Annotated in this window: 26 protein-coding genes and 1 pseudogene; 3 read left to right on the forward strand and 24 right to left on the reverse strand. The window is 31.8% G+C overall.

Annotation, left to right across the window (positions count from 1 at the left end):
- Positions 1-12: 12 nt before the first annotated feature.
- The 19 genes and pseudogenes from H0I30_RS09995 to H0I30_RS10085 form a co-directional block, all read right to left on the reverse strand.
- A complete protein-coding gene (locus tag H0I30_RS09995) occupies positions 13-741 on the reverse strand; it encodes a 1-acyl-sn-glycerol-3-phosphate acyltransferase (RefSeq protein WP_218771719.1) in 729 nt (242 codons plus the stop codon).
- A 63-nt stretch (positions 742-804) separates the two neighbouring features.
- Positions 805-1,212, reverse strand: coding sequence for a hypothetical protein (locus H0I30_RS10000; protein WP_218773514.1), 408 nt, complete (start codon positions 1,210-1,212; stop codon positions 805-807).
- A 107-nt stretch (positions 1,213-1,319) separates the two neighbouring features.
- Complete coding sequence (locus tag H0I30_RS10005; protein ID WP_218771720.1) at positions 1,320-2,513, reverse strand: hypothetical protein; 1,194 nt, start codon at positions 2,511-2,513, stop codon at positions 1,320-1,322.
- Positions 2,514-2,531: 18 nt separating this feature from the next.
- A complete protein-coding gene (locus H0I30_RS10010; protein ID WP_218771721.1) occupies positions 2,532-5,096 on the reverse strand; it encodes a carboxypeptidase-like regulatory domain-containing protein in 2,565 nt (854 codons plus the stop codon).
- A 134-nt stretch (positions 5,097-5,230) separates the two neighbouring features.
- Entirely contained in the window at positions 5,231-6,799 is a 1,569-nt protein-coding gene (gene pgi, locus H0I30_RS10015) for a glucose-6-phosphate isomerase (protein ID WP_218771722.1), read from the reverse strand.
- Between the two features lie 3 nt (positions 6,800-6,802).
- Positions 6,803-8,086 carry a peptidoglycan DD-metalloendopeptidase family protein gene (locus H0I30_RS10020; protein ID WP_218771723.1) on the reverse strand — a complete coding sequence of 428 codons (1,284 nt, stop codon included), beginning with the start codon at positions 8,084-8,086 and terminating at the stop codon, positions 6,803-6,805.
- Positions 8,087-8,181: 95 nt separating this feature from the next.
- On the reverse strand, positions 8,182-8,958 hold the full coding sequence (locus H0I30_RS10025; RefSeq protein WP_218771724.1) for a DUF3108 domain-containing protein: 777 nt from the start codon (positions 8,956-8,958) through the stop codon (positions 8,182-8,184).
- Positions 8,959-9,060: 102 nt separating this feature from the next.
- Positions 9,061-9,981 carry a tryptophan 2,3-dioxygenase family protein gene (locus H0I30_RS10030; RefSeq protein WP_218771725.1) on the reverse strand — a complete coding sequence of 307 codons (921 nt, stop codon included), beginning with the start codon at positions 9,979-9,981 and terminating at the stop codon, positions 9,061-9,063.
- An 87-nt stretch (positions 9,982-10,068) separates the two neighbouring features.
- Complete coding sequence (gene hppD, locus H0I30_RS10035; RefSeq protein WP_218771726.1) at positions 10,069-11,232, reverse strand: 4-hydroxyphenylpyruvate dioxygenase; 1,164 nt, start codon at positions 11,230-11,232, stop codon at positions 10,069-10,071.
- Between the two features lie 47 nt (positions 11,233-11,279).
- Positions 11,280-11,633, reverse strand: a pseudogene (locus H0I30_RS10040) (four helix bundle protein).
- A gap of 36 nt (positions 11,634-11,669) precedes the next feature.
- On the reverse strand, positions 11,670-12,827 hold the full coding sequence (locus H0I30_RS10045; RefSeq protein WP_218771727.1) for a homogentisate 1,2-dioxygenase: 1,158 nt from the start codon (positions 12,825-12,827) through the stop codon (positions 11,670-11,672).
- Between the two features lie 198 nt (positions 12,828-13,025).
- Positions 13,026-13,358 carry a 2Fe-2S iron-sulfur cluster-binding protein gene (locus H0I30_RS10050; RefSeq protein ID WP_218771728.1) on the reverse strand — a complete coding sequence of 111 codons (333 nt, stop codon included), beginning with the start codon at positions 13,356-13,358 and terminating at the stop codon, positions 13,026-13,028.
- Between the two features lies 1 nt (position 13,359).
- Positions 13,360-14,256: a sterol desaturase family protein gene (locus tag H0I30_RS10055; protein ID WP_255554365.1), complete on the reverse strand. Its 897-nt coding sequence runs from the start codon at positions 14,254-14,256 to the stop codon at positions 13,360-13,362.
- Between the two features lie 40 nt (positions 14,257-14,296).
- On the reverse strand, positions 14,297-15,352 hold the full coding sequence (locus H0I30_RS10060) for an NAD(P)/FAD-dependent oxidoreductase (protein WP_218771729.1): 1,056 nt from the start codon (positions 15,350-15,352) through the stop codon (positions 14,297-14,299).
- Between the two features lie 202 nt (positions 15,353-15,554).
- Positions 15,555-15,791, reverse strand: coding sequence for a NifU family protein (locus H0I30_RS10065; RefSeq protein WP_218771730.1), 237 nt, complete (start codon positions 15,789-15,791; stop codon positions 15,555-15,557).
- 10 nt (positions 15,792-15,801) lie between these two features.
- Entirely contained in the window at positions 15,802-16,932 is a 1,131-nt protein-coding gene (locus H0I30_RS10070) for an Mrp/NBP35 family ATP-binding protein (protein ID WP_218771731.1), read from the reverse strand.
- 160 nt (positions 16,933-17,092) lie between these two features.
- Positions 17,093-17,437 carry an MGMT family protein gene (locus H0I30_RS10075; protein WP_218771732.1) on the reverse strand — a complete coding sequence of 115 codons (345 nt, stop codon included), beginning with the start codon at positions 17,435-17,437 and terminating at the stop codon, positions 17,093-17,095.
- Between the two features lie 9 nt (positions 17,438-17,446).
- Positions 17,447-18,118 carry a tRNA (guanosine(46)-N7)-methyltransferase TrmB gene (gene trmB, locus H0I30_RS10080; protein ID WP_218771733.1) on the reverse strand — a complete coding sequence of 224 codons (672 nt, stop codon included), beginning with the start codon at positions 18,116-18,118 and terminating at the stop codon, positions 17,447-17,449.
- A 12-nt stretch (positions 18,119-18,130) separates the two neighbouring features.
- Positions 18,131-18,349, reverse strand: coding sequence for a hypothetical protein (locus tag H0I30_RS10085; protein ID WP_218771734.1), 219 nt, complete (start codon positions 18,347-18,349; stop codon positions 18,131-18,133).
- A gap of 42 nt (positions 18,350-18,391) precedes the next feature.
- On the opposite strand from H0I30_RS10085, the gene H0I30_RS10090 reads away from it, so the two are divergent.
- Positions 18,392-19,294, forward strand: a complete 903-nt coding sequence (locus H0I30_RS10090; RefSeq protein ID WP_218771735.1) for a hypothetical protein — start codon at positions 18,392-18,394, stop codon at positions 19,292-19,294.
- 2 nt (positions 19,295-19,296) lie between these two features.
- On the opposite strand, the gene upp is transcribed toward H0I30_RS10090, so the two are convergent.
- On the reverse strand, positions 19,297-19,950 hold the full coding sequence (upp, locus tag H0I30_RS10095) for a uracil phosphoribosyltransferase (protein WP_218771736.1): 654 nt from the start codon (positions 19,948-19,950) through the stop codon (positions 19,297-19,299).
- Positions 19,951-19,987: 37 nt separating this feature from the next.
- Complete coding sequence (locus H0I30_RS10100; RefSeq protein WP_218771737.1) at positions 19,988-20,767, reverse strand: alpha/beta fold hydrolase; 780 nt, start codon at positions 20,765-20,767, stop codon at positions 19,988-19,990.
- 42 nt (positions 20,768-20,809) lie between these two features.
- On the opposite strand from H0I30_RS10100, the gene H0I30_RS10105 reads away from it, so the two are divergent.
- Together H0I30_RS10105 and brnQ are read left to right on the forward strand one after the other, a co-directional pair.
- The gene (locus H0I30_RS10105) at positions 20,810-21,367 is read left to right on the forward strand and encodes a hypothetical protein (RefSeq protein ID WP_218771738.1); all 558 of its coding nucleotides are present in this window, start codon (positions 20,810-20,812) and stop codon (positions 21,365-21,367) included.
- Positions 21,360-22,637, forward strand: coding sequence for a branched-chain amino acid transport system II carrier protein (gene brnQ, locus H0I30_RS10110; RefSeq protein ID WP_218771739.1), 1,278 nt, complete (start codon positions 21,360-21,362; stop codon positions 22,635-22,637). Before H0I30_RS10105 ends, brnQ begins: the two co-directional genes overlap by 8 nt.
- 35 nt (positions 22,638-22,672) lie before the next feature.
- Here the strand turns inward: brnQ and H0I30_RS10115 are convergent, their stop codons facing one another.
- The 3 genes from H0I30_RS10115 to H0I30_RS10125 all read right to left on the reverse strand — a co-directional run bounded on the left by H0I30_RS10115 (position 22,673) and on the right by H0I30_RS10125 (position 25,732).
- Positions 22,673-23,176 carry a DUF3575 domain-containing protein gene (locus tag H0I30_RS10115; protein WP_218771740.1) on the reverse strand — a complete coding sequence of 168 codons (504 nt, stop codon included), beginning with the start codon at positions 23,174-23,176 and terminating at the stop codon, positions 22,673-22,675.
- Between the two features lie 222 nt (positions 23,177-23,398).
- On the reverse strand, positions 23,399-25,504 hold the full coding sequence (feoB, locus tag H0I30_RS10120) for a ferrous iron transport protein B (RefSeq protein WP_218771741.1): 2,106 nt from the start codon (positions 25,502-25,504) through the stop codon (positions 23,399-23,401).
- Between the two features lie 3 nt (positions 25,505-25,507).
- Positions 25,508-25,732, reverse strand: a complete 225-nt coding sequence (locus H0I30_RS10125; RefSeq protein WP_218771742.1) for a FeoA family protein — start codon at positions 25,730-25,732, stop codon at positions 25,508-25,510.
- Positions 25,733-25,853: the final 121 nt, after the last annotated feature.

Raw genomic sequence — 25,853 nt, forward strand, 5'->3', positions numbered from 1 at the left:
ATTTATAAGTGATTATAAAATTGATTCTTTAATCGTATTTTCTACTGTTGCCACCAATTCATTAAACGGTAAACTGTTTACCTTTATTGGCGCGTGTGTCTTAATTTTTATTGGACTTCCCAAACCTAACGGAAATTTACCATACTTGAATACTTTCCATGAATTATTTATGGTTAGTGGCACAATATAAGCTTCTGGGTTGTACTTTGTAATCATTTTTAAGCCATTTATTGAGAATGACTTTGGTTTACCTGTTCTACTTCTTGTTCCTTCAGGAAAAATAACCGCAGACCATTTGTTTTTATTTATATTTTTTGAAAAACTTGCCAACTCAGTTAATGCTTGTCTTGCATCTTTACGATCGATTAAAGCAGCGCCACCGTGTCTTAAATTAAAAGAGATACTTGGTATTCCTTTTGCTAGTTCTTTTTTAGATACAAATTTCGGAAAGTGTTTTCTAAAATGCCAAATAATTGGTGGAATATCAAAAGTACTTTGATGGTTTGAAACGAATATTAAAGTGGTGTTTTCTGGTAAATCTTGTTCATTTTCTACCTGAACACGAACTCCTAAAATCAAAAGTGATTTTATTAATACCCAATTCATAATATTTACTACATTCTGATGACCATTTTGACCGAACAATTTTAACCCTAACCATTGCAATGGTTGAAATATGATTAATAGTAAAAAAAACACCAATGCGAATATTGATGAAACGATATAACTTATGAATTTCATTTTAAAATATTTAATAGCTTACAAAAATAAAAAATCCCGCGAGAGCGGGACTATATTTTGTAATTAAAACCAATTACTCCAAGGAATTCTTGATAATATTAGTAGCAATGCGATTCCGTAAAAAATTGCAAAGGTTTTAAATTTAGCCTCACTTTTCACTTGTTTCTTATGTTTAGACCATCCGATGGTTATTAACACAATTGCTAAGATCATCATTAATGGATGTTCTAAAGCTAAGAGTCGTACAGGAGCATCTTTCATATCTCCCAGTCCTTTTTGAAAACCTCCTATGAAATACACCAAAAACCCTAACAATAACTGAATATGTGTTGTTATTAAACTAAACAACCCCAAACGGAATTCTTTATGGGTAAATTCTTTTTTCTGTACTAAACCTATAATTGCGTTTATTACTGTAAAAATTAATACAGCCAATACAATATATGCCCAATAAGAGTGTAATGTTTTCATCATAATATCATTGTTTTTAATAATGGTAAATGTACTAATTTTTACGCATAAAAAAGCCACCTCAATTGAGGTGGCTTTAAAAATATTATTTGTGTTTTTAGCAAATACTATTGCTTAACCCACTCACCTGACTTTTTAATAAGTCCAAAACTTTCTGTAGCACTAGAACCGTTAAATACGCTAATTGAAACTAAATACTTTTGATCTTCATCTGCAGATGGATCTAAATTATTTAAAACAATTGCCAAAGCTCTGTAAACCATAAGGTCATTCCAACTACTAGCTCCTGATGGCTCATCACCTTCTGCACTACCAGTTCTATTGATATTACCAAATCGAGCTAAGTTAGATATAGCTGATTCATAACCTGTCACATCTTTTAATTCGCTATTTGCTATTAAATCGTAATCTTCTGTAGTTAATGTATAAGCTATTGTATTGTCTGGTACCCAAGTAACACCATCATGACCAAACTGTATAGATTCCTCTACTGTGTTATCATATGGTAACCAATCTGCACCATCATACACAAAATAAGTAACATAGCTATAAGTAGTTCTATCGTCAGTTCTTCCATCACCATCTACATCATCTTCATCTGTAACAAATAATTTATACATAAATGGCTCAATATCACCTTTAACTTTTGGACTAAATTTAAAGTTTTCTTTTAAGAATATTGGTAATACTGACAATGCTTCTTCCTCATCTGAAAAATTAGGAAATCTTTCTCCGGCTGCTGCATATTGATCATCAGTTAAACCTGTTACCTTAACCCATTCACCCTCTGTAAAGAAGAATCCATCATTAAGTTCGTTTACACTTCCATTAAAAAAGTCGTAAGTTAAAGAAACTAACACTCTATCATCAGGCGTAGGATATTTAGCCTCTAAGAAATCAAATATTTCACTATCATTAGAGAAATTAGGAAACCTTAAACCTTGTGCATCATAATCAGCTCTTGTTACCTCATAAACTATTAAACTTCTTTCAGTACGCTTTGGAGCATATAGCTTATAGGTAATTAATGCAGTAGAACCATTACCTAATATTGGATATTTATTTGTTAAAAAAGCTGGTACTTCAGCCTTTACATCATCTACAGAGTTGAAGTTAGGAAAGCGAAAACCTAACCCACCATCTTCAACTTCTTCTGTATAATCATCATTTGTTAGTGTATAAACTATGTTATCAACAATTGAAGTTTCTTGAGCATCAATTTGTTCATTAATATCTTCTAATGGGTTACAAGAAGATAAAACAAGTGTAAATATTGCGAAAAAATATATAATTTTTTTCATCTCTAAATTGTTTTATAATTAAAATTTAACTTTTAAACCTAAACTAAATGTTCTACCTGCACCATAGTACACTAAAGAATCATCTACAGTGTGAGAACTACCGTCTCTTGCATCAGAAATATATTCTGTATTGAAGATGTTGTTTAATTTTCCTGATAAGGTAGAATCAAAATCTCCTATAGTAAAACCGTGAGAGAATCCTAAGTCAAATAAATGAAAGTTAGGTAACTGCCAAGTATCTTCTCTATCACTAGGGTTTGTTCTTCTAACTACATCCATAGTAGCATAGTTATCACCTGCATAGTTATAATCTACAAAGAAAGAAGTTCTTTGTGCTGCTTTATAGTTTAAACCTAAAGCCCAAGTTGTTTGTGCAGCATCTGACACTTTTAAACCGTCTGCATAAATATTAGTTTGGCTCACGAAATTTCCCGCTCCATCAAAAAGATCACCTGATGCATCACTTGTCCAGTTCCAGTCTCCTAAAGAAACCATACCTGTAAGTTTTAAATTATCAGTCATTTTATAAATAAAATCTAATTCAACACCTTGGTGTAATGCATCTAATCCTGTTACGTTAGCTACAGGAATCTGTCCTGAAATAGGATCTGGTTGTCCAGAAACAACTCTTGATCTATCTAACCAAGAAGTTCTATACACATTTAAATTTGCTGATAACTTTTCACTTCTAAACCCGTATCCAACTTCTGCTGAAAATACTTTTTCGTTTACAGCATCTTCATTTATACTACCTGACTCTCTTCTTGAAAAAACACTTGCTGCTAAAAAAGGTGCTCTAGAGAAATATCCTACATTAGCAAAAACATTATGATTTGCATCGATGTTATAATTTGCCCCTCCTTTAATACTATATCCTAAAAAGCTAACATCATCAGAATCTCTACCATTTGGATTTAAAGCATCATTTAAGTTGTTAGTTTTGTTATATTCTGTGTTAGACATAGATGACGCTAAGAATAAAGACAAGTCATTTTTAGAATACTCTAACTGTGCAAAATAACCATATCTTAAAACTCTACCTACGTAATCGTATCTTAAACGATCACCTACTTCTAAGGCTTCACCAAAATTATTAGTGTTGTTGTATTCGTTAATATAAAAATCTCCTCCTAATAAATCAGCAACTTCATAATAATGAATACCTTCATAATATCTACCATCTAAACCTCCTGAAAAAGTTAACTCGTCTGTTAAATCAGTTTTAAAAGTAGACAATACTCCGTACCAGTTATGGTTGTTTACTGAGTTTAAGAAAACATCTGAAGAACCTTGTGTACCTCTTGTTTTATTTTCATCAACAATTTTATCATAATCAATTGGGCTATCAAAACCTCCTAGCCTGTATTCATCTTGACCAACACCAAAAGCAAACTTAGATGAACCTGGATTTGATCTTCTACCACCACCTTTACCAAATGATGTATATAATACTGTAGTTAAAAATGTTTTATCAGAAATAACCCAATCATAATTTAAAGAAATCTGTGGTTTATGATAATAATTAAAAGAACTATTTTCAATTTGTCCATTTCTGTAACCCCAATCTGGATTAAATCTTTTCCCACCTCTTTCAGTAGCTCTGTTTACAGCCACAGTAGTTCTATTAAATCTTTGTCCGTGCTCTTGTTGCGCTCCAAAAACTGTAAAAGAAAGCTTGTGATTATCATTAAATTTTTTAGCTACGTTTAAGAAATAATTAAACCCATCAAACCATAAACCATCTACATAACCATCACCTTTAATAGTAGCTGCAGATGCTGTAATAGCCAATCCGTTCTCCATTAAACCTGTTGATAATGTCATTCCGTATTTTTGATAACCGTCATTAGCTGTTGAAGCTCTTACCATACCTCCTTTTTCAGCGTCAGTAGATTTTGAAAGAATGTTAATTGTACCCCCAACAGAAGGAACAGCTACTTTAGAAGCACCTAAACCTCTTTGAACTTGCATTGCAGATGTAACATCTGATAAACCAGCCCAGTTAGACCAATATACGTTTCCGTTCTCCATATCATTAACAGGAACCCCATTAATCATTACGGCAACGTTCTGAGATCTAAACCCACGTAAGTTAATTCTTGAATCTCCGTATCCCCCACCTTGTTTAGTTGCGTATACACCTGGAGTTGATTTTAAAATCTCAGGAAATTCCTGAGTTCCTAATTTCGCTTCAATTTCTGATGCTTTAATTGTAGATACTGCTACTGGAGTTTTTCTATCAACAGCAAAAGATGTTGCTGTTACTACTATTTCGCTTAAAACATTTGAAGGTTCTAACTCAATAGAGCCTAAATTTATTTTTGAAGCTGAATAAGCTACTTCTTTATTGTTGTACCCTATAAAAGATAATACAACAGTACCTGAAGTAGATTTAGCGTTTAACATAAACTTACCGTCAAAATCTGTTGCCGTTCCGTTTGATGTTCCTTTAACTACAACTCCAGCTCCTGGTAATGGCTCTCCCATTTCGTCAACAACTGTACCTGTTAGTTTAGTTTGCCCTAAAACAGTAGCTGTTACAATGAACAGTGCTACTAGTAAAACATTTTTAAAATTTTTCATTTTTAATCTAATTGTTATTAAATGCGGCGCAAAGGTCTTGCTTTTATAAGTTGCTAATATTAATTTAATGTTAAGCTTTTTAACATTACCTTAACAAGGTAAGTTCAATAAAACCACATTAAAAAAAAGATTCCTTAATTATTTAACATTTTTTTAGCCAGTTCCTTACCTAACTCCACTCCAAACTGATCAAAAGAATAAATATTCCATATAACACCTTGTGTAAATATTTTATGCTCATAAGTAGCGATTAACATTCCTAAAGATTTTGGTGTAAGTTTTTTTAAGAGCAGCGAATTAGTTGGTCGATTTCCTTTAAATGTCTTATAAGGCAGTAGTAAATTTATTTGATCTAATTTATTTTCAATTTTTAACTCTAAATGTATTTCTTCTTTTGTTTTACCATAAGCTAAGGCATCCATTTGAGCATAATAATTAGCCATTAATTTTTTATGTGAATCTACCAAACCATATAATGACTCTTCAAAACCAATAAAATCAGCCGGAATTAGTTTTGTTCCTTGATGTACTAATTGCATAAAAGCATGTTGCATATCTGTACCCGCTGCTCCCCAAATAATATTTCCTGTTTGATAGTTTACTGGTTTACCATTTCTATCAACACTTTTCCCATTACTTTCCATAACAGATTGCTGCAAGTAAGAAGGAAACTTTGACAAGTGATAGCTATATGGTAAAACTGCTTCTGTCTCGCATTTAAAGAAATTATTCATCCAAACACTTAACAAAGCTAATATTACAGGAATGTTTTCTTTAAAATTAGCATCTTTATAGTGTTCGTCAACTTCTTCTGCTCCGTTTAATAATTCTTTGAAATTATCATACCCTATAGACAAACTAATAGACAGCCCTACGGCTGACCATAATGAAAATCGTCCTCCAACCCAATTCCACATTGGAAAAATATTCTTTTTGTCTATCCCGAAATTAACTGCTTCTTCAATATTAGAAGACACAGCTACAAAATGTTTAGCTACATCAAAAACAATGGCCGATTTTAAAAACCAATTTCTAATGATATTTGCATTCGTTATAGTTTCATCTGTAGTAAATGATTTTGATACAATTACAAATAAAGTGGTTTCAGGATTAAGCTTACTTAAAATTTCAAATACATGATCTCCATCTATATTAGAAACAAAATGTGTGGTTAATTTGTTTTTATAAAACTGCAATGCCTCCACAACCATACGCGGACCTAAGTCAGAACCTCCTACTCCAATATTTACAACATCCGTAATTGGTTTACCTGTAAAACCTTTCCATTTCCCTGAAATAACTTTATTGCTAAAGCTTTTCATTTTTCTAAGAGCGGTTTGTATTTTGGGTCTTATATCTTTTCCATCAACTAAAAGAGGACTATTTGAGTTACTCCTTAAAGCTGTATGCAAAACAGCTCTATTTTCTGTAACATTAATTTTATCGCCCGAAAAATATTTATCAATAGCGTCTTTTAACTTAGTTTCTTCTGCTAATGAAACTAATAAATCAATTGTTTCCTGAGTAATGTGGTTTTTAGAATAATCAACTTTAAAATCACCTAAAGAAATAGAAAATTGTTCTTTTCTGTTTTTATCTTTGCGAAACAATTCTTTTAACTCATATTTTTTTGCTTCACTAAAGTGGTCGATTAACTTTTTCCACGCTTCGGTTTGAATTGGATTTATATTTTCTAAAGCCATAGTTTAATGTATCAGTAATAGTTCTTTCTCAATTAAAGGCTTAGAAATTGTATCCTTTTTAGTCAATTCAATTTTATCTAACTGCTCTTTAAGCGGCTTTATAAATTCAAAATACGCTGGTTTCATGTTCGGATCTAAAGGCTCTGCTGAAGGCAATTTTTCTCTAAACGGATCTACTTCTCTTCCGTATTTCCAAAAACGATAACAAACATGTGGCCCACTTGTATTTCCCGTCATACCTACATACCCTATAATATCTCCTTGCTTAACATAATCTCCTACTTTAACATTTCTGCGTTTCATATGTAAATACTGAGTACTATAAGTGCTGTTGTGCTTTACTTTTACATAATTTCCGTTACCACCACGTCTTGCTGATTTCACTACGGTTCCGCTAGCTGTTGTCATAATTGGAGTTCCGTATCTTGCTGCAAAATCGGTTCCTCTATGTGCACGCACTCTACCATAAAGTGCTATTTTTCTCCTTAAATTATAACGTGATGAAATACGATATTGAAACTTAATTGGTGATTTTAAAAATGCTCTTCGCAACATATTTCCTTTTTCATCATAAAATTCAGGAATCTTATTTATCGTATCTCCAACAAACTTATAGGCATGCAAATCATCTCCTTTATGATTAAAAACCGCTGCTTTTACTTCACCATATCCTACAAAAACAGAATCGTTGATGAATTTTTCTTCATAAATTAACTTAAAACGATCTCCTTTTTGCAAACCATAAAAATCTAAAGTCCACGCATAAATATCAGCAACAGTATTTGTTAAGGTTGGTTTTAAGCCTAAACTATCCATAGTAACTGATAAGCTAGAAAAAATTTCTCCTGCAATTTCTTTTTCTAGAATTTTAATTTTTTTCTTAATTCTATATGCCGATATAACAGAATCTTTAAAATTGATTACTGTAGCGTCAACTTTGTTGTGTTTATATATAAAAACTTGTGCTTTTTCAAGAGAATCTTTAGAGGTAAGTATCGTATATGCTTTACCTGAACGAACTCGTCTAACATCAAAAGTATCTTTAATTACTGTTGCTATTTCGTTTATTTTAGGATACATAACATGATGCCTGTCTAAAATAACCCCAAAACTTTCTCCACTTTTTATGGTATCGTTTATCAAATTGTAGTTATCTAAATTAAAACCAAAGGCAAAAACAGGTTTTGGCTTTTCTATTTTAATCGGAATTTTTATAGGATCTTTCTTTTCTTCTTTACAAGATAAAAAAAAACAAAAAAGAAGAAGTGGGAAAATAAATTTTTTCAAAAAAAGTGGTTTAAATTTGTGTTTATCTGCAAAAATACAAATAAAAAATATTGTTTATGACACTTTAACGATAAGTAAACTATCTATATTATTTTTTAATCAAAAACTATTTCAAAAGGATTTGCTAATCCTTTATACGCATCTAACTCCGCACGAAGAGAACCTACAGATAATGAAGCATTTATTTTTATTGGTATTTTATTATCATCTGCAGTAATCCATACTGTTACACTTTCCTCTGCTTTAAATACTCTACCTGACTGAACGATTGGTCTAAACTTTTGCGTTTTAACTTTCCCGAACTTTGTTTTTAGAGTTTCATTACCTAAAAAGCGTAATTTAAAAGGATAACTTTTATTATCAAAAAACATATCTATACTTATTTCCTCTCCCTTTTTCATTCCTTTAGTATCATAACTTCTTAAAAAGTAGAAAGTCGAAATCATATCCTGAGGTTCGTTTACTGAAATAAGTGTATCTGTTTTTTTTCTAAAATCTTCTACATATGCAGTATTATCTTCCTGATTAAATGTTATTTGTTTGTTTTTCTTGTAACCGCCTTCGTTAATTTTTCTTTTAAACAAATATGGTTTACCGGTTTGAATATCAAAGTATGATTGGTAATTATCATTTACCTTAAAAAACCACTTAATCATTCCTGTGGTTTTTCCTTTTCCTGTTGCATGTAATATTTTTTTACCATTTAAAACTTCTTCTTTTACTGATAATGTAGCTTCACCGGCTTTTAAAAAACCGCTGTAACTCATTTTAAACTTAAGCCATTCGCCATCTTTAAAAGCTACTGGTTTTTGTTGACCAAAAGTAATTATGGTAAAAAATAGTACGGAAATAAAAAATAGTTGTTTCTTCATAGTATTCAAACTTATGAAAAAAGTAAGACAATTACTGTTCCAAACTAAAAAAAGCCGCTTGATTTTAAAATCAAGCAGCTTTTTTACTATTGTTAATCAGGATTAAAATGTTCCCCAATTTTTTAGTTCTTCTTCACTCCACAAATACGGAAAAAATATTCTGCGTTGGTATTTCGGATGCATATATTTACGCCAATTACTTCCACCTGTAGCTTCTAAATCTTTATCTCCGCCACCTAAATATTTCCCCGCAGCGTTATAATGTGCCATTACCCATTTTACATTTACCGTGTAATCGTAATGACGCATTGCTTTAACTAATTCTTCATTTTTTTGAACGCCCTCTGGAAGCTGTTTAAATTTTGTAGATAAGTTACAGTCATTATAATCTTCCATAAAATCGATAAAATCACCCATATACTTTTTCTCGAAAAGTTTAATTAAGATTGATTTATTACCTGTTTGATGATTTTTACCAGCTGCTTGCCAATACAAATGGTCGAAAGCATTTTTAAAAGACGAGTTCCTATCAATCGTATCTCTATAACGAGCATCAATTAAATTAATTAGTTCTGTTGATGCAAATTCAATTTTTCGATATTGCGCACTTTGAAATCCGCTTGCAGGCGCCAACGTATTTCTAAACTTTAAATATTGCTCTACATCCATTCCGTCTTGCATAACGGTAAACGAATTACACAACATATCAAAATACCTACTGATACGCATTAAGTGTTTTGAGAATTTATCTGCAGTAATTGCTTCTTCAGAAAGTGAAATTTGATCAATTTCCCATAACACCATTTTAAACAACAGCTCATTTACTTGATGATACATAATAAAAACCATTTCATCAGGCTCTGTTGTTCTTGGTATTTGCAATCCTAATAAGGCATCGGTTTGAATATAATCCCAATAAGTTATTGGTGTGCTGTGCAACAAACCTTCTAACATTGTTTCTAACGGAACACCTAACTTTTCGTACTTATTTTCTATTGCTTTTAGCAATTCGTCTTTATTCATTTTTCTTTTTTAGAATAGAGAAAAAAGAGTCAAGAAAAAAGACAAACCTCTCTTAACTCTTGACTCTAACCTCTTGTTTCTATATTTCTACAACGTTCCTCTTTTTTCTTGTTCTCTCTCAATAGATTCGAACAATGCTTTAAAGTTACCTGCTCCAAATCCACGAGCTCCCATTCTTTGAATGATTTCAAAAAATAACGTTGGTCTGTCTTCAATTGGTTTTGTAAAAATTTGTAATAAATACCCTTCTTCATCAGCATCAATCATGATACCCAAACCTTTTAATTTTTCGATATCTTCTCTTAATTCATGGCTAAATTCTTCTAATCTTCCAGGAACTGACCTGTAATATTCTTCTGGTGGCGTTGATAAAAACTCTACTCCGTTTGCTTTTAATTGAGATACTGTTTTAATAATATCATCTGTTGCAACTGCAATATGCTGCACACCTGCACCTTCGTAAAAATCTAAATATTCTTCTATCTGAGAACGCTTAGCTGCCTTTGCTGGTTCGTTTATTGGAAATTTAATACGGCCATTTCCGTTAGACATTACTTTACTCATTAATGCCGAATATTCTGTGTGAATTTGCTTATCATCAAAAGATAAAAAGTTTTCAAACCCCATAACATCTTCATACCATTTTACCCAAACATCCATTTGGTTCCAACCAACATTACCAACCATATGATCGATAAATTTTAAACCTGCACTTGGCGGATTGTAGTCTGATTCCCATTTTTGAAAACCTGGTAAGAATGCACCGTTGTAGTTTTTACGCTCTACAAACATGTGCACCGTTTCACCGTACGTATAAATTCCTGCCCTTACAACTTCACCATGTTCATCTGTTTCTACAGTAGGTTCCATATAGGATTTTGCGCCTCTTGATGTTGTTTCCTCGTATGCTTTTCTTGCATCTTCTACCCAAAGAGCTACAATTTTTACACCATCACCATGTTTTACAATATGGTCATTTATTGGCGATTTACTATTTAACGGAGTTGTTAGCATCAACTTAATTTTGTCTTGTGTTAACACATAACTCACAGAATCTGTTGACCCTGTTTCTAATCCGCGATATGCGTGTGATTGGAATCCGAATGCTGTTTTATAAAAATGTGCTGCTTGTTTCGCATTACCTACGTAAAACTCAACGTAATCGGTGCCTAGTAATGGAAGGAAATCTTGTGCTCCTTCAAATATTTTTTCTAAACCGTATTCTACTGATTTTATATCTTTTTTGCTCATGTTTGTGTTTTATAGAAAAGAGAGAAGAGATGCAAGAAAAAAGACTTTTACAGCTTATTTTGGAAGCCCATTGTCATCTTTTGAAATTCTTGAATTTTTACTTCAATCTTTGTTAATTGTTCTTTATTTATATAATTTCTATTGCACGCTATTATTAATTGTGTTTCAAATTCGAAAGAAGAACCAGGAGAAATATCAATAAAATGTGAAAAAGATTTATCTGTTCTTGATGAACCTTCTGGAATATTACTAGAAATAGAACATCTATTAATTTATAATACTAATCCAAACTTTTCTTCCTCTGGAAAAGAATTAGTGATTTTAAAAACATCATCTACAATATCAATTCCGATTTTCCAAATCTTTAAGTTCTTGTAGTTATGTCTTTTTCTATCGCTCAATTTCTCTATTCTTTTTTCTAATTTCTTTTATCTTTTTTATTCCAACCAAGATTTATAATAGTCTTCATCGGCAATTTTCATTGCTTCTTCGGTTACTTGTAACGGCTTAAATGTATCTACCATTACAGCTAATTCTTCGGTTTTTGTATGCCCGATACTGCGCTCGGTTGCTCCTGGGTGCGGACCATGAGCTATACCTGCCGGGTGCAGTGAAATATGACCTTGATCGATATCATTTCTGCTCATAAAATCACCATCTACATAATACAAAACTTCATCTGAATCGATATTACTGTGGTTGTATGGAGCAGGAATTGAATCTGGATGGTAATCGTACAAGCGAGGTACAAAACTACAAATTACAAATGCGTTTGTTTCGAATGTTTGGTGCACTGGTGGCGGTTGATGAATACGACCTGTTATTGGCTCGAAATCGTGAATTGAAAAAGCATACGGAAAATTATAGCCGTCGTAACCAACCACATCAAAAGGATGTGAAGCATAGACCATTTCTATAATTTCTCCTTGCTTTTTTACTTTGATTAAGAAATCGCCTAACTCGTTATAAGTTTCTAATTCTTCTGGTCTTCTTAAATCGCGTTCACAAAATGGTGAATGTTCTAAAAGTTGCCCAAAGTAGTTTCTGTAACGTTTTGGAGTGTAAACCGGACTGTAAGATTCTACTATGAAAAGTCGGTTATTTTCATCATCAAAATCTAATTTATAGATAATCCCACGTGGAATTACTAAATAATCTCCGTATTTAAAATCGATATTTCCAAGGTGTGTTCTTAGTTTACCGGTTCCTTTATGGATGAAAATTACCTCATCAGCATCGGTGTTTTTATAAAAATAATCGGTTGTAGATTTTTTTGGCGCCGATAAAATTATATTACAATCTGAATTCGTTAAAACAACCTTTCTGCTTTCTAAATAATCGTTTTCTGGCTTTACTTGAAATCCACGAAAACGATACGATTGAATATTATTTGCTTTCGCTATTTTGGGTGCAACAGAGTATTGCTTGCGAATTTCTTTGACCATTGTAGGTCTGTGTTCGTGATATGAATTGGTAGACATTCCGTCGAAACCAATCGTACCAAACAATTGTTCGTAATACAAACTTCCGTCTTCTTTACGAAACTGTGTGTGTCTTTTTGGAGGAATATTTCCTAACTTATGATAAAAAGGCATATTGCTTAATAGTTTAATAAATTAATATAACAATGTAACAATTAAGTATTGCTACATTTTAACATTGATAGATTATTCCATTAATTATTCGGGATTGCGTTTTATCAAAAATTTTAAATGTGATAGTAAGTCTAAATACATTTTTTAGCCTTTTTAAGTTGCTTACTCCACAAATATACAGAAAGTTTCAGTTATTATTTAACTTTCAGGTGCTAGTTCAACCTCTAAACCATCAAGTGCTGGAGTTATTGCTAGTTGACAGCCTAAACGGCTATTATCTTCTACATAAAAAGCTTCTGCTAACATTGCATCTTCATCATCGCCCATTTCTGGCAATTCATGTGCTGATTTTATATAACATTGACAAGAAGCACACATTGCCATTCCACCACAAATTCCAATTGTTCCTTCTGGCGCTAATTCGTACGAACGTACAACCTCCATTAAATTCATTGCCATATCTGTTGGCGCTTGAATTTCGTGTAAAACACCTTCTCTATCAGTTATTTTTAGGGTGATATCTTGTTCCATATTACAAATTCATTTTTTTACGTAATGTTTTTGCTCGTTTATCCTCTCCATCATGCGTCCAACCTGGTGAGTTGAAAATATAATTTAGCTTGTCAGAAAATTTACGAGCTCTTTTTATATCTTTTAAAATTGCCGAATATTCGTGTGTTGCAACTTTTATTGGATTATACGTTTCAATATTTACTGTTAAACCGTAAACGGGATGTTCTATATCTTTTAATTCTTCAGAAAAAGTACCAAAAATACGATCCCAAATAATTAAAACTCCAGCATGATTACAATCTAAATAACGAATGTTAGATGCATGATGTACTCTATGATGCGAAGGTGTGTTAAAAATAAATTCAATCGGTTTTGGTAGTTTATCTACCAATTCGGTATGAACAAAAAATTGATAAATTAAACTTACAGACATCATTACAAAAATCATTAATGGATCGACACCTAATAAAGGAATCCATATCCAAAAGAAAAATTTATGAATACGCTCACCAACTCCTTGACGCAGAGCTGTACCTAAATTCATGTGTATTGATGAATGATGCGGCACGTGACCTGCCCAAAACAAACGGACTTCATGGTTTAAGCGATGAAACCAGTAATAGGCAAAATCATCTGCAAAAAACAGCAATATCCACACCCACCATTGTCGTTGTACAATGTCTTTTAACGGACTTAACTCATGTAAATAGAAGAAAACAACAAAAGCTATTATCTTAGGAAAAAACTCTACAAATGCAGAGAAAACCATCATTAAGATTGATATCCCTGTGTCTTTTGCATTGTATTTTTCTTTTGATATTTTATACTCTACCAACATCGAAATTAAAAATATTGGCAATGCAAAATACAAGAGTTTATCTTGTGATAATTGTTCTATGTAATCTATTAACGTCAAATTTTATCTATTTATAAACCAGCTAAAGTTAGTTAAAATACTACTCTATTTTTTTAACTACTGCTTTCGGAGCTTCTTTACGTGTACCATCAAAACCATCTATTCCACCAACTGTGGTATATTTCATTACGTATTTTTTATCCGGAAAAATACGCTGAAAAGCACTTTGACACATTAACGTTGCTTCGTGAAAACCACAAAGAATCAACTTTAATTTACCTGGATAGGTATTTACATCGCCAATCGCATAAATACCAGGAATATTCGTTTGATAATCTAATGCATTATTTACTTTAATGGCATTTTTTTCAATTTCTAACCCCCAATTTGCAATAGGTCCTAGTTTTGGTGATAATCCAAAAAGCGGAATAAAATGATCACATTTTAACGTGTATTGCTCTTTATCTTTTTGTTCGATTAAAACACCTTCAACATTATTTTCACCAACGATTCCTTTAACCTCAGCTGGTGTAACTAAATTAATTTTACCTGCATCTTTTAATTCCTGTACTTTATCAACAGAATCTAACGCTCCGCGGAATTCATTTCTACGGTGCACTAAAGTTACAGATTTAGCTATATCTGTTAAGAAAATAGACCAATCTAAAGCAGAATCTCCACCTCCTGCAATAACCACATCTTTATCTCGGTAAAGCTCTGGCTCTTTAATCATGTACTCAACTCCCTTATCTTCATAATCTGCAATACCAGGAATTGGAGGCTTACGTGGCTCAAAACTTCCTAAACCACCTGCAATTGCTACTACAGGTGCTTGGTGTTTTGTACCTTTATTAGTGGTTACTATAAAATTACCATCTTCTTGTTTTTCTATTGTCTCAGCGCGTTCTCCTAAGGTAAATCCTGGTTCAAATTGTTTAATTTGTTCCATTAATTTATCCGTTAAATCGCCTGCCAAAATCTCTGGATACGCTGGTATATCGTAAATAGGTTTTTTAGGGTAAATTTCTGAACATTGCCCTCCTTGTTGTGGCAATGCATCAATTAAGTGACAACGTAATTTTAATAATCCTGCTTCAAATACGGTGAACAATCCTGTTGGACCTGCTCCTATAATTAGTATATCTGTTTGTATCATTTTAATGACAAGAATTTTCTTTTTTATACTGATATTCCTGTCTTTTTTTGAAGACAGGAATATATGCGTTAGTGATTGAGCGGCTTGTTTGAGCTCTTTTTAAAAATATTTTTCTATTTTTAAAAAAGCGAGTAGCGAAAGCGCGCTCGAACGCCCAAAAATAATAAGTTTGTAGTTATTAAAACCTGATAAAAATCAAGTTTTAAGCTACATTAATTACTTCTTCTATTGATGGAACATATTTTTTTATAGTTGCCTCAACGCCGTTTTTTAACGTCATTTGATTTACTGTACAGCCACTACAAGCTCCTTCTAACTGAACTTTTACTTTATTATTTTCGATAGATAATAACTTAATGTTTCCTCCGTCACTTATTAAAAAGGGACGAATTTCTTCTAAAGCTTTTTCTACGTTATCTTTTATTTCTGTTGCTGTCATAATCTTTTAACTATTTAGTACTACAACCGCTCATTGTAGTAATACGAACTACTTCGGTAGCTGGCAAATTAGCATTTCTTTTTAATAATTGAGAAACCATTTCTTTGGTTACATCTGTAAATGCTTTTTGTAAAGGGCTGTTTTCTTGTAATGCCACTGGATGACCTACATCACCTGCTTCACGAATACTTTGCACTAATGGTATTTCACCTAAGAAACTAGTTTCGATATCTTCCGCTAAATTCTTAGCACCACCTTTACCAAAAATGTAATATTTATTTTCTGGTAATTCTTCTGGTGTAAAATACGCCATGTTTTCTACGATACCTAATACTGGTACATTAATACTTTCTTGCTTAAACATTGCAACACCTTTTTTAGCATCAGCTAAAGCAATGTTTTGCGGTGTACTTACCACTACAGCTCCGTTAATTGGTACTGCTTGTACGATTGATAAATGCACATCTCCTGTTCCTGGAGGTAAGTCGATCAATAAGAAATCTAATTCTCCCCAATCTGCATCAAAAATTAATTGATTTAACGCTTTTGAAGCCATTGGCCCACGCCAAATTACTGCTTGGTTAGGGTCTGTAAAGAAACCTAGAGATAATAATTTTACGCCGTAATTTTCAACAGGTTTCATTTTAGAACGTCCGTCAACTTTTACTGCTAATGGTTTTTCCTTCTCTACATCAAACATTAAATGTTGAGATGGCCCGTAAACATCAGCATCTAAAACACCAACTTTAAAGCCCATTTTAGCTAAAGACACTGCCATGTTAGAGGTAATTGTAGATTTACCTACACCTCCTTTACCAGACGCTATTGCAATAATATTTTGAATATTAGGAATTGATTTTCCTTTTATTTCATTCGGATTTTCTTTCTCCTTTACCTCAACTTTTACATTCACCTTTACATCGATTGCTTTATCAACGTGCTCGTGAATTGCTTTCGTAATTTCTACTTCTGCCTTCTTTTTAGCCTGTAAAGATGGGTTTGAAATTGTTACATCAACAATAACTTCGTTACCAAAAGTAACGATGTTTTTTATGTTTTCGTTTTCAACTAAACTCTTACCTTCTCCTGGTGCAGTTATAGTTTCTAACGCTTTGTATATATCTTGTTTTTTAAAACTCATTAGAGTGTTTAATTAAATTAATTAATACCTAACTGCAAAGATACGTTTTAGACGTCAGAAAATAAAGGGAGTTAGATTGTGATTATTTATGAAGTGATAATTCTATTTTATGGCATATTTTTAATCCAAAAAAACGAAGATAAACGCCTTTATTTAGAAGCTAAAGCTCTTCTTCAGGTCGCAGTTCGTTTATCGGATTCCAAAAAACAGTTTTAAAATCTTGTATCTGATTTTCAAATACAACAATACCTTCATTTTCTAAAAGCTGTTGCATTAAGTTTGTACCATCGAAATGTTGCTTCCCTGTAAGTAGGCCTATTCGGTTTACGACTCTATGAGCTGGTATGTTTTTAGAATGAGAATTATTCATTGCCCAACCAACCATTCTTGCAGATCTTGCAGCACCTAAATAGGTTGCAATTGCACCATAACTAGTTACTCTTCCGTGTGGAATTAACTTTGCTACCTTGTAAACTCTTTCGAAAAAATTTTGATTTTTACTCACCGAGTAAAATTAGTAATTTAATTTAAATCGGATATAAGTAATTGGCTTCCCTACTTCTAAATATTGTTTTTCGTAGAAAGTTTGGGTAGAAGTTACCTCTTCTGGTGCGCCTTCGTTTTTATACACATTATGATTTGCGTGTATAATCTCATGACCTTCACCATGCAACAAACCTAAAGTATAACCGTGCATAAATTCGCTATCGGTTTTTAGGTTCATGATTCCGTTTTCTTTTAAAATATGGTGATATCTTTTTAAGAATGCTGTATTGGTCATTCTATGCTTTGTACGTTGATATTTTATTTGTGGATCTGGGAATGTTATCCAAATTTCATCAACTTCATTTTTAGCAAAAATGTAATCTACCAACTCTATTTGTGTTCTAATAAAGGCAACATTTTGCATGTCGTTTTCTATTGCGGTTTTTGCACCACGCCAAAAACGAGCTCCTTTAATATCAATACCAATAAAATTTTTATCTGGGTTTTTCTCTGCCAAAGCAATAGTATACTCCCCTTTACCACATCCCAACTCTAAAACAATTGGATTGTCGTTTTTAAAAAAAGTATGCCATTTTCCTTTTAAAGAAAAATCACCAACTACTTCTTCTCTTGTAGGCTGAAGTACGTTAGCAAACGTTTCATTTTCTTTGAAACGTTTTAATTTATTTTTGCTTCCCAATGTGTATCTAAATTAAGCTTTATCTTCAGTTCCTTCTTTTAAGAAAGTTGCCGATTGCCACATCCAGTATCCAAATAAAACGATTAACACCAATACAAATAGCCAGTTTACAGCATTTGATGTCCACCATCCATAATCTCCTTTAGCAACTTCTAGTCGCAACCATTTGAATGGAATTAAAATGTATTGAAATAAATCTCCAATTAATCTAAAAATATTTAATCCTAACATAACTTGATTATCTTTACGTTTGCAAAAGTATAAAAAGAAACCATGTTAGCCAATTTTTTCGGTAAATCAAAACCTGTAAATTTCATAGTGCTGTTTGCGCTGTTTTTAATTTACTTTTCTTTCAGTTTATTTTCTAAAGAATTATCTCTTAATCTCTTTAAAGAATTGCTTGGGTTTATTGTTGTTTTTTCTATTTTCAACTTTATTCTTGCTAAAAATCAATTAACATTCGATAATTCTTTTGCTTTTTTATTTTTCGTAATACTTATCGGATTTTTTCCTGATGTAATAATTATTAATAGTACGTTTTACGCATGCTTAACTGTTTTACTGTTTTTACGTAAGGTGTATAGTTTAAAATCACAAAAAAACATTCTGCATAAATTATTTGATGGTGGTTTATGGCTAGGTGTTTCTTTTTTAATAGAGCCTTACACCGCTTTATTTGCCGTACTTCTATACATATCTATATATCTGCATCAACAATATACTTACCAAACACTTTTAACGCCTTTAATAGGTTTTGGAAGCGTGGTGTTTTTATTTTTTACCTATTGTTTTTGGTATGATAAGTTGACTGACTTCTACCTTCTTTTCGATTGGAGTATTCACTACGACTTTAACTTATACTTAAGTACCAAGTATTTATTTCAGAATACATTTATTACTTCTTTGGTTATTACTGCGGTTGTTTTAAAAAGCCCTAAGACATTAGCAATACTTAATACTTTTAGGAAAAACTGGATTTTAACTATTATTCACCTAATAATTTCTCTACTAATTATCCTTTTAATGAGCAACAAAGCGAGTAGTGAATTATTATTCGTGTTTTTTCCTGTAGCGGTAATATTAGCAAACGGACTAGAATTATATCAACATAAATGGATTGCCAATGTATTATTGTTGTTGTTTTTAGCTATATCGATTATCACAAACTTTATATAAGGCTACATTTTAACGCCAAAAGCCAAATCACCTGCATCTCCTAAACCAGGAACAATATATCCTTTGTCATTTAATTCTGCATCGATATCTGCAATCCATAAATTGGTGTCTTCAGGAAAAAATTCCTCAATATACGCTACACCTTCTGCTGAACCAATTACCGATACTATCTCAATTTTTTTTGGTGTTCCGTGTTTTTTAATTGCTTCATAAACCGCTACAATCGATCTACCTGTAGCTAACATAGGGTCTACTAACAATAATGTTTTACCATCTATTGATGGAGAGGCGAAATATTCTACAATAATATCAAACTCTTCATCATTATTCGGGTGATGGCGGTAAGCTGAAATAAAAGCATTTTCTGCATCATCAAAATAATTTAGCAATCCATTATGTAAAGTCAATCCCGCTCGAAGAATTGAGCACAAAACCACATCGTTAACTGGAGTTTCTATAGACATTGCACCTAAAGGTGTTTTAATCTCTTTGTTTTCAAAAGATAATTCTTTACTTAATTCATATCCCAAAATCTCGCCAATTCGCTCAATATTTCTACGAAAACGCAGAGAATCTTTCTGAACATCTACATTTCTTATTTCTGCTAAAAATTTATTTAAAATAGATTTTTTTGTTGCTAGGTGATGAATTTTCATAAGTATCTTTTTTACATTGCAAAGAAACAGAAAATATTTAGCCTTTAATAAATTTCTTTAAAGCAGCTATTAATTCATCTTTATCTTCTATGTGACTCATATGACCTCCAGATAGTTTTATTAAAGATGTTTTTGTTCGCTTAGCCTCTTTAACAATCGAATTAAAATGTGTTACAGGGTCATTTTCACCAGCAATTATAAGCCTTTTAGGAATAGTTTGTAAAACAGCTTCTTTATTTTCTCTTAGTTGCATTCCTTTTGTTGCGGCAATATACCCTTGTACAGAAGTTTGTAATGCTTCTTTTTTTATCTGTGCTATTTCTGAAGTAAAAATCGCTTTAGTTTCAGTTAAAAATAAATTTGAGATAGACATTCTTACCAAATTACTATAATTCTTTTTGGCCATTTCACCTACTCTAGTACGCAACTCTTTTCGCTCTTCAGAATCTGCTTGTGCAGATGAATTTAACAAACACAATCCCTTTATGTTTTTTAAATATTTTTCTGCAAATGCTAGAGAAACATACCCTCCCATTGAATGACCAATTATATAAAATTTTCTGAGGCGTAAAAAATTTAAAATTTCTTTTACTGCTTCTGCCATATCGTTCATCGTATGAACATAACCAATACAGTCTGATTTTCCATGACCTAAAAGATCAATACATATTACCCTATTTGTTTTAGACAATTCTTTTACCACGCCATTCCACATGGTAGCATTTTCTAAAAAACCATGAAGCAAAACTATCGTAGTTCCTTTTCCAACATCTAAATATGCTATTTTACTATTTTTGTAACTGATAAAGTTCTGCATCCTGCAAAAATATGTATCTTTCGCTTGTGTTTTTATAAAATTATGTTAAGCTCTCCATTTTCTATATTAGATAATAAAACTGAAAAAATAGTCACTTTTTTTTTGGCTATTATGACTATTTGTATTGGATATGCTATGCTAAGCATTGATTATTTTTTAATTAATGATATTTGTGAAAACGGAATTATATCTTTTGAGTTAGCCAAAGATATTCGCATATCTCAAGCTATTCTAAATTCTTGGGATGCAAATGCAAAAATTAATGCAGGTATAAGTTTAGGTCTCGATTTTTTATTCTTAACTATTTATCCAGCCTTAATAGCGTTGTTAATTCACAAACTCAATAAAATACTTTGGCACGGAAAACCATTTTATTTAGTTGGACTTGTCTTATTGTTTTCTCAATTTTTTACCGCCTTTTTTGATGCTATTGAAAATATAGGATTAATACATATATTATTAGGTAGTACTGATAAAAATTTAGCTTTAATGGCTTACTACTTTGCTACTATAAAATTTACACTAATTATCGTTGCTCTTTTATACTTATTTATAAATTTTATCATCTATATAATTACAAACACAAATAAGAATGAATAAAACTAAAGATATATACATCACCGGTTTCGCCTTGTTTTCTATGTTTTTTGGAGCAGGAAACTTAATTTTACCTCCTTTTTTAGGTAAAAATTCGGGCGATTTATGGAGCTGGGTTACAATTGGTTTTTTTATTACCGCAGTATTCATTCCTATATTAGGAATTTTAGCACACGCCAAATTACAAGGTACTATGTATGACTTTGGTAAAAAAGTTTCCCCTACCTTTAGCCTTATATATTGTTTTGTTATCTATACAATTTGCATTGCGTTACCAGCGCCAAGAACTGCTTCGGTTACTCATGAAATGGCTATTGCTCCTTATTTTAATAATGTTAGCTCTTTAATCACCAGTAGTATTTACTTCGGATTTGTTTTTTTGTTTGCCATGAACCGATCTAAAATACTAAATCTTATAGGTAAGTTTTTAACTCCGCTTATAATATGCATGTTACTTTCTATTATTTTTATTGGAATTTTTACTGCTCCAGATGCCATAAACACAAGTACTCTTAAAACACCTTTTGTTGATGGATTGTTAGAAGGCTATCAAACTTTCGATGCCATTGCTTCGATAGTAGTAGGTGGTGTTTTGGTTATCTCTATGAATTTTAACAAAGAAGCAACTTTTAACTACAAAAAAGAACTGATAACTAAAGCTGGTTTTATTGCTGGTTTAGGACTCTTAATTATTTATGCAGGCCTTATTTATAATGGAGTTTTGTTTAGCTCAACTTTTCCTGAAGAAGCTAATAGAACAGAAATTTTAAAATCATTAAGCAACCAAACTTTAGGTAATATAGGTAGTATTTTCTTAAGTGTTTTAGTTGCCTTAGCTTGCTTTACTACTGCTGTAGGAATTATTACTGGTACTGCTGATTATTTTAAAGGAATTAGTAACAACTCTCAAAAAGTGTTTACAATTACCGCGGTAATTGGATGTATTCTTGGCGTTTTAGTTGGTCAGTTTGATGTAACTTATATTATAAACATTGCCCTACCTGCATTGATGTTTATCTACCCAATAACAATTATTTTAATTATTTTAAATGTAATTTCAAGTAGATACACATCAAGTATCGTTTTTAAAGTCGTTGTGGTCGTTACATTTCTATTCAGTATCCCTGATTTTTTAGGATTCATTATTCCAGGTGCATACTTAACAACTATTAAAAACTATATTCCTTTAGCTAATTATAGTTTAGGTTGGGTTATACCAGCCTGTATAAGTTTTATTTTAGCTAATGTTATACAAACAAAAAAGCTTGCATAACGCAAGCTTTTTAATCATTTTATTTCAGTTTTACACTAAAATCTATATCCTACATTAATACCAACTCTTGGCACTACAGAGCGCGATTCTGAAGAAAACATATTTCTTCCTAAACCTGCATGAACATCAATAACAAAACCTCCTGATGACACATATTTAGAACCAAAAGCAATACCTAAAGCTCCGTCTGTATATTCTTTATACTGTTTTATTGTGCTACCTTCTACTTCAATTTCTTTTTCGCCTGTATTAATCCCCATAAAAACTTCACCAAAATAATTCCAATTAGTATTATTTGTAAAATAATGACGAAAATAAGGTGTAATCATTAACTCTTCATTGTATCTAAAATCCGATGATTTTTTCTCAAAATTAAACAAGGCAGAAATACCGATAGATGATTGCTCACTAGTATAATATTCGTAAGAAACCTCTACTGTTTTTAATGCCAGAGCATCTAATATATCTACTTTTACCTCTTGTTGTGCTTGTGCAAATGAGCTGATAAAGATAACAGCTATTAAAAATGCTTTTTTCATATTTATATTTTAAATCAATTATAGATGTAGGTTACATCATCAATTACAATACCACAAACATACATTAATTGCCTAAAGTGTTACAAATAAAAAATATATTATTTATTGATTAAGAACAATTGCAATCCGTATTACAACCTTTGTTATTTTTTTTAATAAAAAACTTTTTCACTAAAAAAAACACTGCTAAACCTACTGCGATATACGTAATAATTTCTTGCATTAACTTAAAGTTTGATATGCTATAAATGCCGTTAAATATGCCAATGCTCCCATACCTATAAGTTGTATTATTGGCCATTTCCAACTTTTCGTTTCTCTCTTTACGATGGCTAAAGTTGCCATACATTGCATTGCAAATGCATAAAACAACAACAAAGATATTCCGGTAGCAAAATTGTATCGTTTTTCACCTGTTTCACGGTTTATTTCAGCCGCCATCTTTTGTTTAATTGTCGAAATATTTTCATCATCGTTTTCAACACTATAAATTGTTGCTAACGTACCTATAAAGACTTCTCTTGCAGCAAATGAAGCTATTAAACCAATTCCTATTTTCCAATCGTAACCTAATGGTTTCACGGCAGGTTCTATTGCTTTACCTGCAATACCTATATAAGAATTTTCTAATTTAGCGGATGCTATTTTTTGCGATAATTCAGCTGCTGATAATTGTTGATTTGCAACATTCTCTATTACATTTTTCTCTGCGTTCTCAAAGGCTGATGGCCCGTTCGAAGCTAAAAACCATAATACAATTGAGATGGCTAAAATTATTTTTCCGGCTCCGAAAACAAAGGCTTTCGTTTTTTCTAACACATCAAAAAATACATTTTTTGCTGAAGGCAGCTTGTAATTAGGCATTTCTACTACGAAAAACGAAGTGTTGTTTATTTTTAATGTTTTATGTAAAATGTAAGCACCTATTATTGCTGCTGCAAACCCTATAAAATATAACCCTAATAATGTTAATCCTTGTAAACTTAATATTCCGAATATTTTGGTGTCTGGAATAATCAGGGCTATTAAAATAGCATATACAGGTAAACGTGCCGAACAGGTTGTAAAAGGCGTTACTAAAATGGTTATTAAGCGCTCTTTCCAACTAGAAATAGTTCGTGTTGCCATTATTGCAGGTATTGCACATGCAGTACCAGAAATTAACGGAATTACACTTTTACCGCTCATTCCAAAACGACGCATAATTTTATCCATCAAAAAAACAACTCTGCTCATGTAACCTGTTTCTTCTAGAATGGCAATAAATAAAAACAGAATGGCTATTTGCGGAATAAAAATAACAACACCACCTATTCCCGGAATAATTCCCTCCGTTAATAAATCGGTAAACATACCGGCTGGTAAGTTTGTTTTAGTTAAATCAGCAATATTTGCAAATAAGCCGTCTATTAAATCCATTGGTGTTGATGCCCAATCGAAAACTGATTGAAAAATCAACAATAATAACCCAAAGAAAATAATATAACCGAATATTTTGTGTGTAAAAACACGATCTAACTTTGCACGTAAATCTGTTGCTTTAGAGGCATCAACTTTATATGTTTTATTTAAAATCGAATTTATTTTCTGATATCGATAAATTGTTTCTTTATGCTGATATTTTTTTTGCTTAACACCTGCGTCGTTAAAAAATAGTAACTGCTCTTTTTCTTTATCAGAAAGCAAAGAAATATGCTGCTTTGTAAGCATCATCCATAATTCATATGATGAAAAATTTGGACTTATTTTTTCTAGCTCACTAAAATAAGCTGCATCTATTTTAGTAGAAATCTCATTAAAATTAGAGTGTGGTTTTAATACGCTATAATTCTCAATTTCTTTTTTTACGTCGTTTATTCCTTCGTTTTTTCTAGCAGATATTAAAACTACTTTTGTGTGTAGTTCTTTTTCTAAACTCTCAATATCTATTAAAATACCTTTACGCAGCATTTGATCTGCCATATTTAAGGCTAAAATCGTGGGTATTTCTAAATCTTGAATTTGAGAAAAGAGTAATAAATTTCGCTTTAAATTCTCTACATCTGCAACCACTACAATTACATCAGGCTTTTCATCTTCCTGAGAACTTAAAAGGGTTTTTAAAACAATACTTTCATCAATAGAGGTTGGATTAATGCTGTATGTTCCTGGTAAATCGGTAATAATTGCAGTATTTTTACCTGACAACTTACAAATTCCTTGTTTTTTATCGACCGTTACACCGGGATAGTTACCAACTTTTTGGTTTAAACCCGTTAATTGGTTAAATAATGATGTTTTTCCCGTGTTTGGATTTCCAACCAAAGCTACTTTAATACGCTTATCCATCAATTATATTTTGGTAATTACAATTTTGCTTGCCGTTTCTTTTCGTATTGCCAAGTGACTGCCGTTTACACAAATGTATAACGGATCTTTAAAAGGAGCTATCTGCAACAACTCTACTTCTGTTCCTGGTAAGCAACCCATTTCTAATAATTTTAAAGGAATAACATCTAAACATTGTTCAGATATAATACCTCTTTCTCCTAGCTGTAAATTTGCGATTGAATTCAAATGAGACGTATAAATTGGGTCACAAATATACTAAAATAGAACCGTTCTAAACAATTAGCCTCAAACAATCTGTTCTTTCTTTTTATTGGTTGTTCTCTATATTTGAAATCTTATATTTGTT

Source organism: Tenacibaculum sp. AHE14PA, assembly GCF_019278465.1.
In the GTDB taxonomy this organism is placed as follows: domain Bacteria; phylum Bacteroidota; class Bacteroidia; order Flavobacteriales; family Flavobacteriaceae; genus Polaribacter; species Polaribacter bernardetii.

Bases quoted from the DNA above. Each gene is read 5' to 3' on its own strand.
- H0I30_RS10060 (WP_218771729.1), bottom strand. From the start codon at position 15,352: ATGATACAAACAGATATACTAATTATAGGAGCAGGTCCAACAGGATTG.
- H0I30_RS10105 (WP_218771738.1), top strand. From the start codon at position 20,810: ATGTTAAGCTCTCCATTTTCTATATTAGATAATAAAACTGAAAAAATA.
- H0I30_RS10045 (WP_218771727.1), bottom strand. From the start codon at position 12,827: ATGCCTTTTTATCATAAGTTAGGAAATATTCCTCCAAAAAGACACACA.
- H0I30_RS10090 (WP_218771735.1), top strand. From the start codon at position 18,392: ATGTTAGCCAATTTTTTCGGTAAATCAAAACCTGTAAATTTCATAGTG.
- hppD (WP_218771726.1), bottom strand. From the start codon at position 11,232: ATGAGCAAAAAAGATATAAAATCAGTAGAATACGGTTTAGAAAAAATA.
- H0I30_RS10005 (WP_218771720.1), bottom strand. From the start codon at position 2,513: ATGAAAAAAATTATATATTTTTTCGCAATATTTACACTTGTTTTATCT.
- H0I30_RS09995 (WP_218771719.1), bottom strand. From the start codon at position 741: ATGAAATTCATAAGTTATATCGTTTCATCAATATTCGCATTGGTGTTT.
- H0I30_RS10050 (WP_218771728.1), bottom strand. From the start codon at position 13,358: ATGGAACAAGATATCACCCTAAAAATAACTGATAGAGAAGGTGTTTTA.
- H0I30_RS10070 (WP_218771731.1), bottom strand. From the start codon at position 16,932: ATGAGTTTTAAAAAACAAGATATATACAAAGCGTTAGAAACTATAACT.
- brnQ (WP_218771739.1), top strand. From the start codon at position 21,360: ATGAATAAAACTAAAGATATATACATCACCGGTTTCGCCTTGTTTTCT.
- H0I30_RS10025 (WP_218771724.1), bottom strand. From the start codon at position 8,958: ATGAAGAAACAACTATTTTTTATTTCCGTACTATTTTTTACCATAATT.
- H0I30_RS10030 (WP_218771725.1), bottom strand. From the start codon at position 9,981: ATGAATAAAGACGAATTGCTAAAAGCAATAGAAAATAAGTACGAAAAG.
- feoB (WP_218771741.1), bottom strand. From the start codon at position 25,504: ATGGATAAGCGTATTAAAGTAGCTTTGGTTGGAAATCCAAACACGGGA.
- H0I30_RS10100 (WP_218771737.1), bottom strand. From the start codon at position 20,767: ATGCAGAACTTTATCAGTTACAAAAATAGTAAAATAGCATATTTAGAT.
- upp (WP_218771736.1), bottom strand. From the start codon at position 19,950: ATGAAAATTCATCACCTAGCAACAAAAAAATCTATTTTAAATAAATTT.
- H0I30_RS10085 (WP_218771734.1), bottom strand. From the start codon at position 18,349: ATGTTAGGATTAAATATTTTTAGATTAATTGGAGATTTATTTCAATAC.
- H0I30_RS10010 (WP_218771721.1), bottom strand. From the start codon at position 5,096: ATGAAAAATTTTAAAAATGTTTTACTAGTAGCACTGTTCATTGTAACA.
- pgi (WP_218771722.1), bottom strand. From the start codon at position 6,799: ATGGCTTTAGAAAATATAAATCCAATTCAAACCGAAGCGTGGAAAAAG.
- H0I30_RS10065 (WP_218771730.1), bottom strand. From the start codon at position 15,791: ATGACAGCAACAGAAATAAAAGATAACGTAGAAAAAGCTTTAGAAGAA.
- H0I30_RS10115 (WP_218771740.1), bottom strand. From the start codon at position 23,176: ATGAAAAAAGCATTTTTAATAGCTGTTATCTTTATCAGCTCATTTGCA.
- H0I30_RS10000 (WP_218773514.1), bottom strand. From the start codon at position 1,212: ATGAAAACATTACACTCTTATTGGGCATATATTGTATTGGCTGTATTA.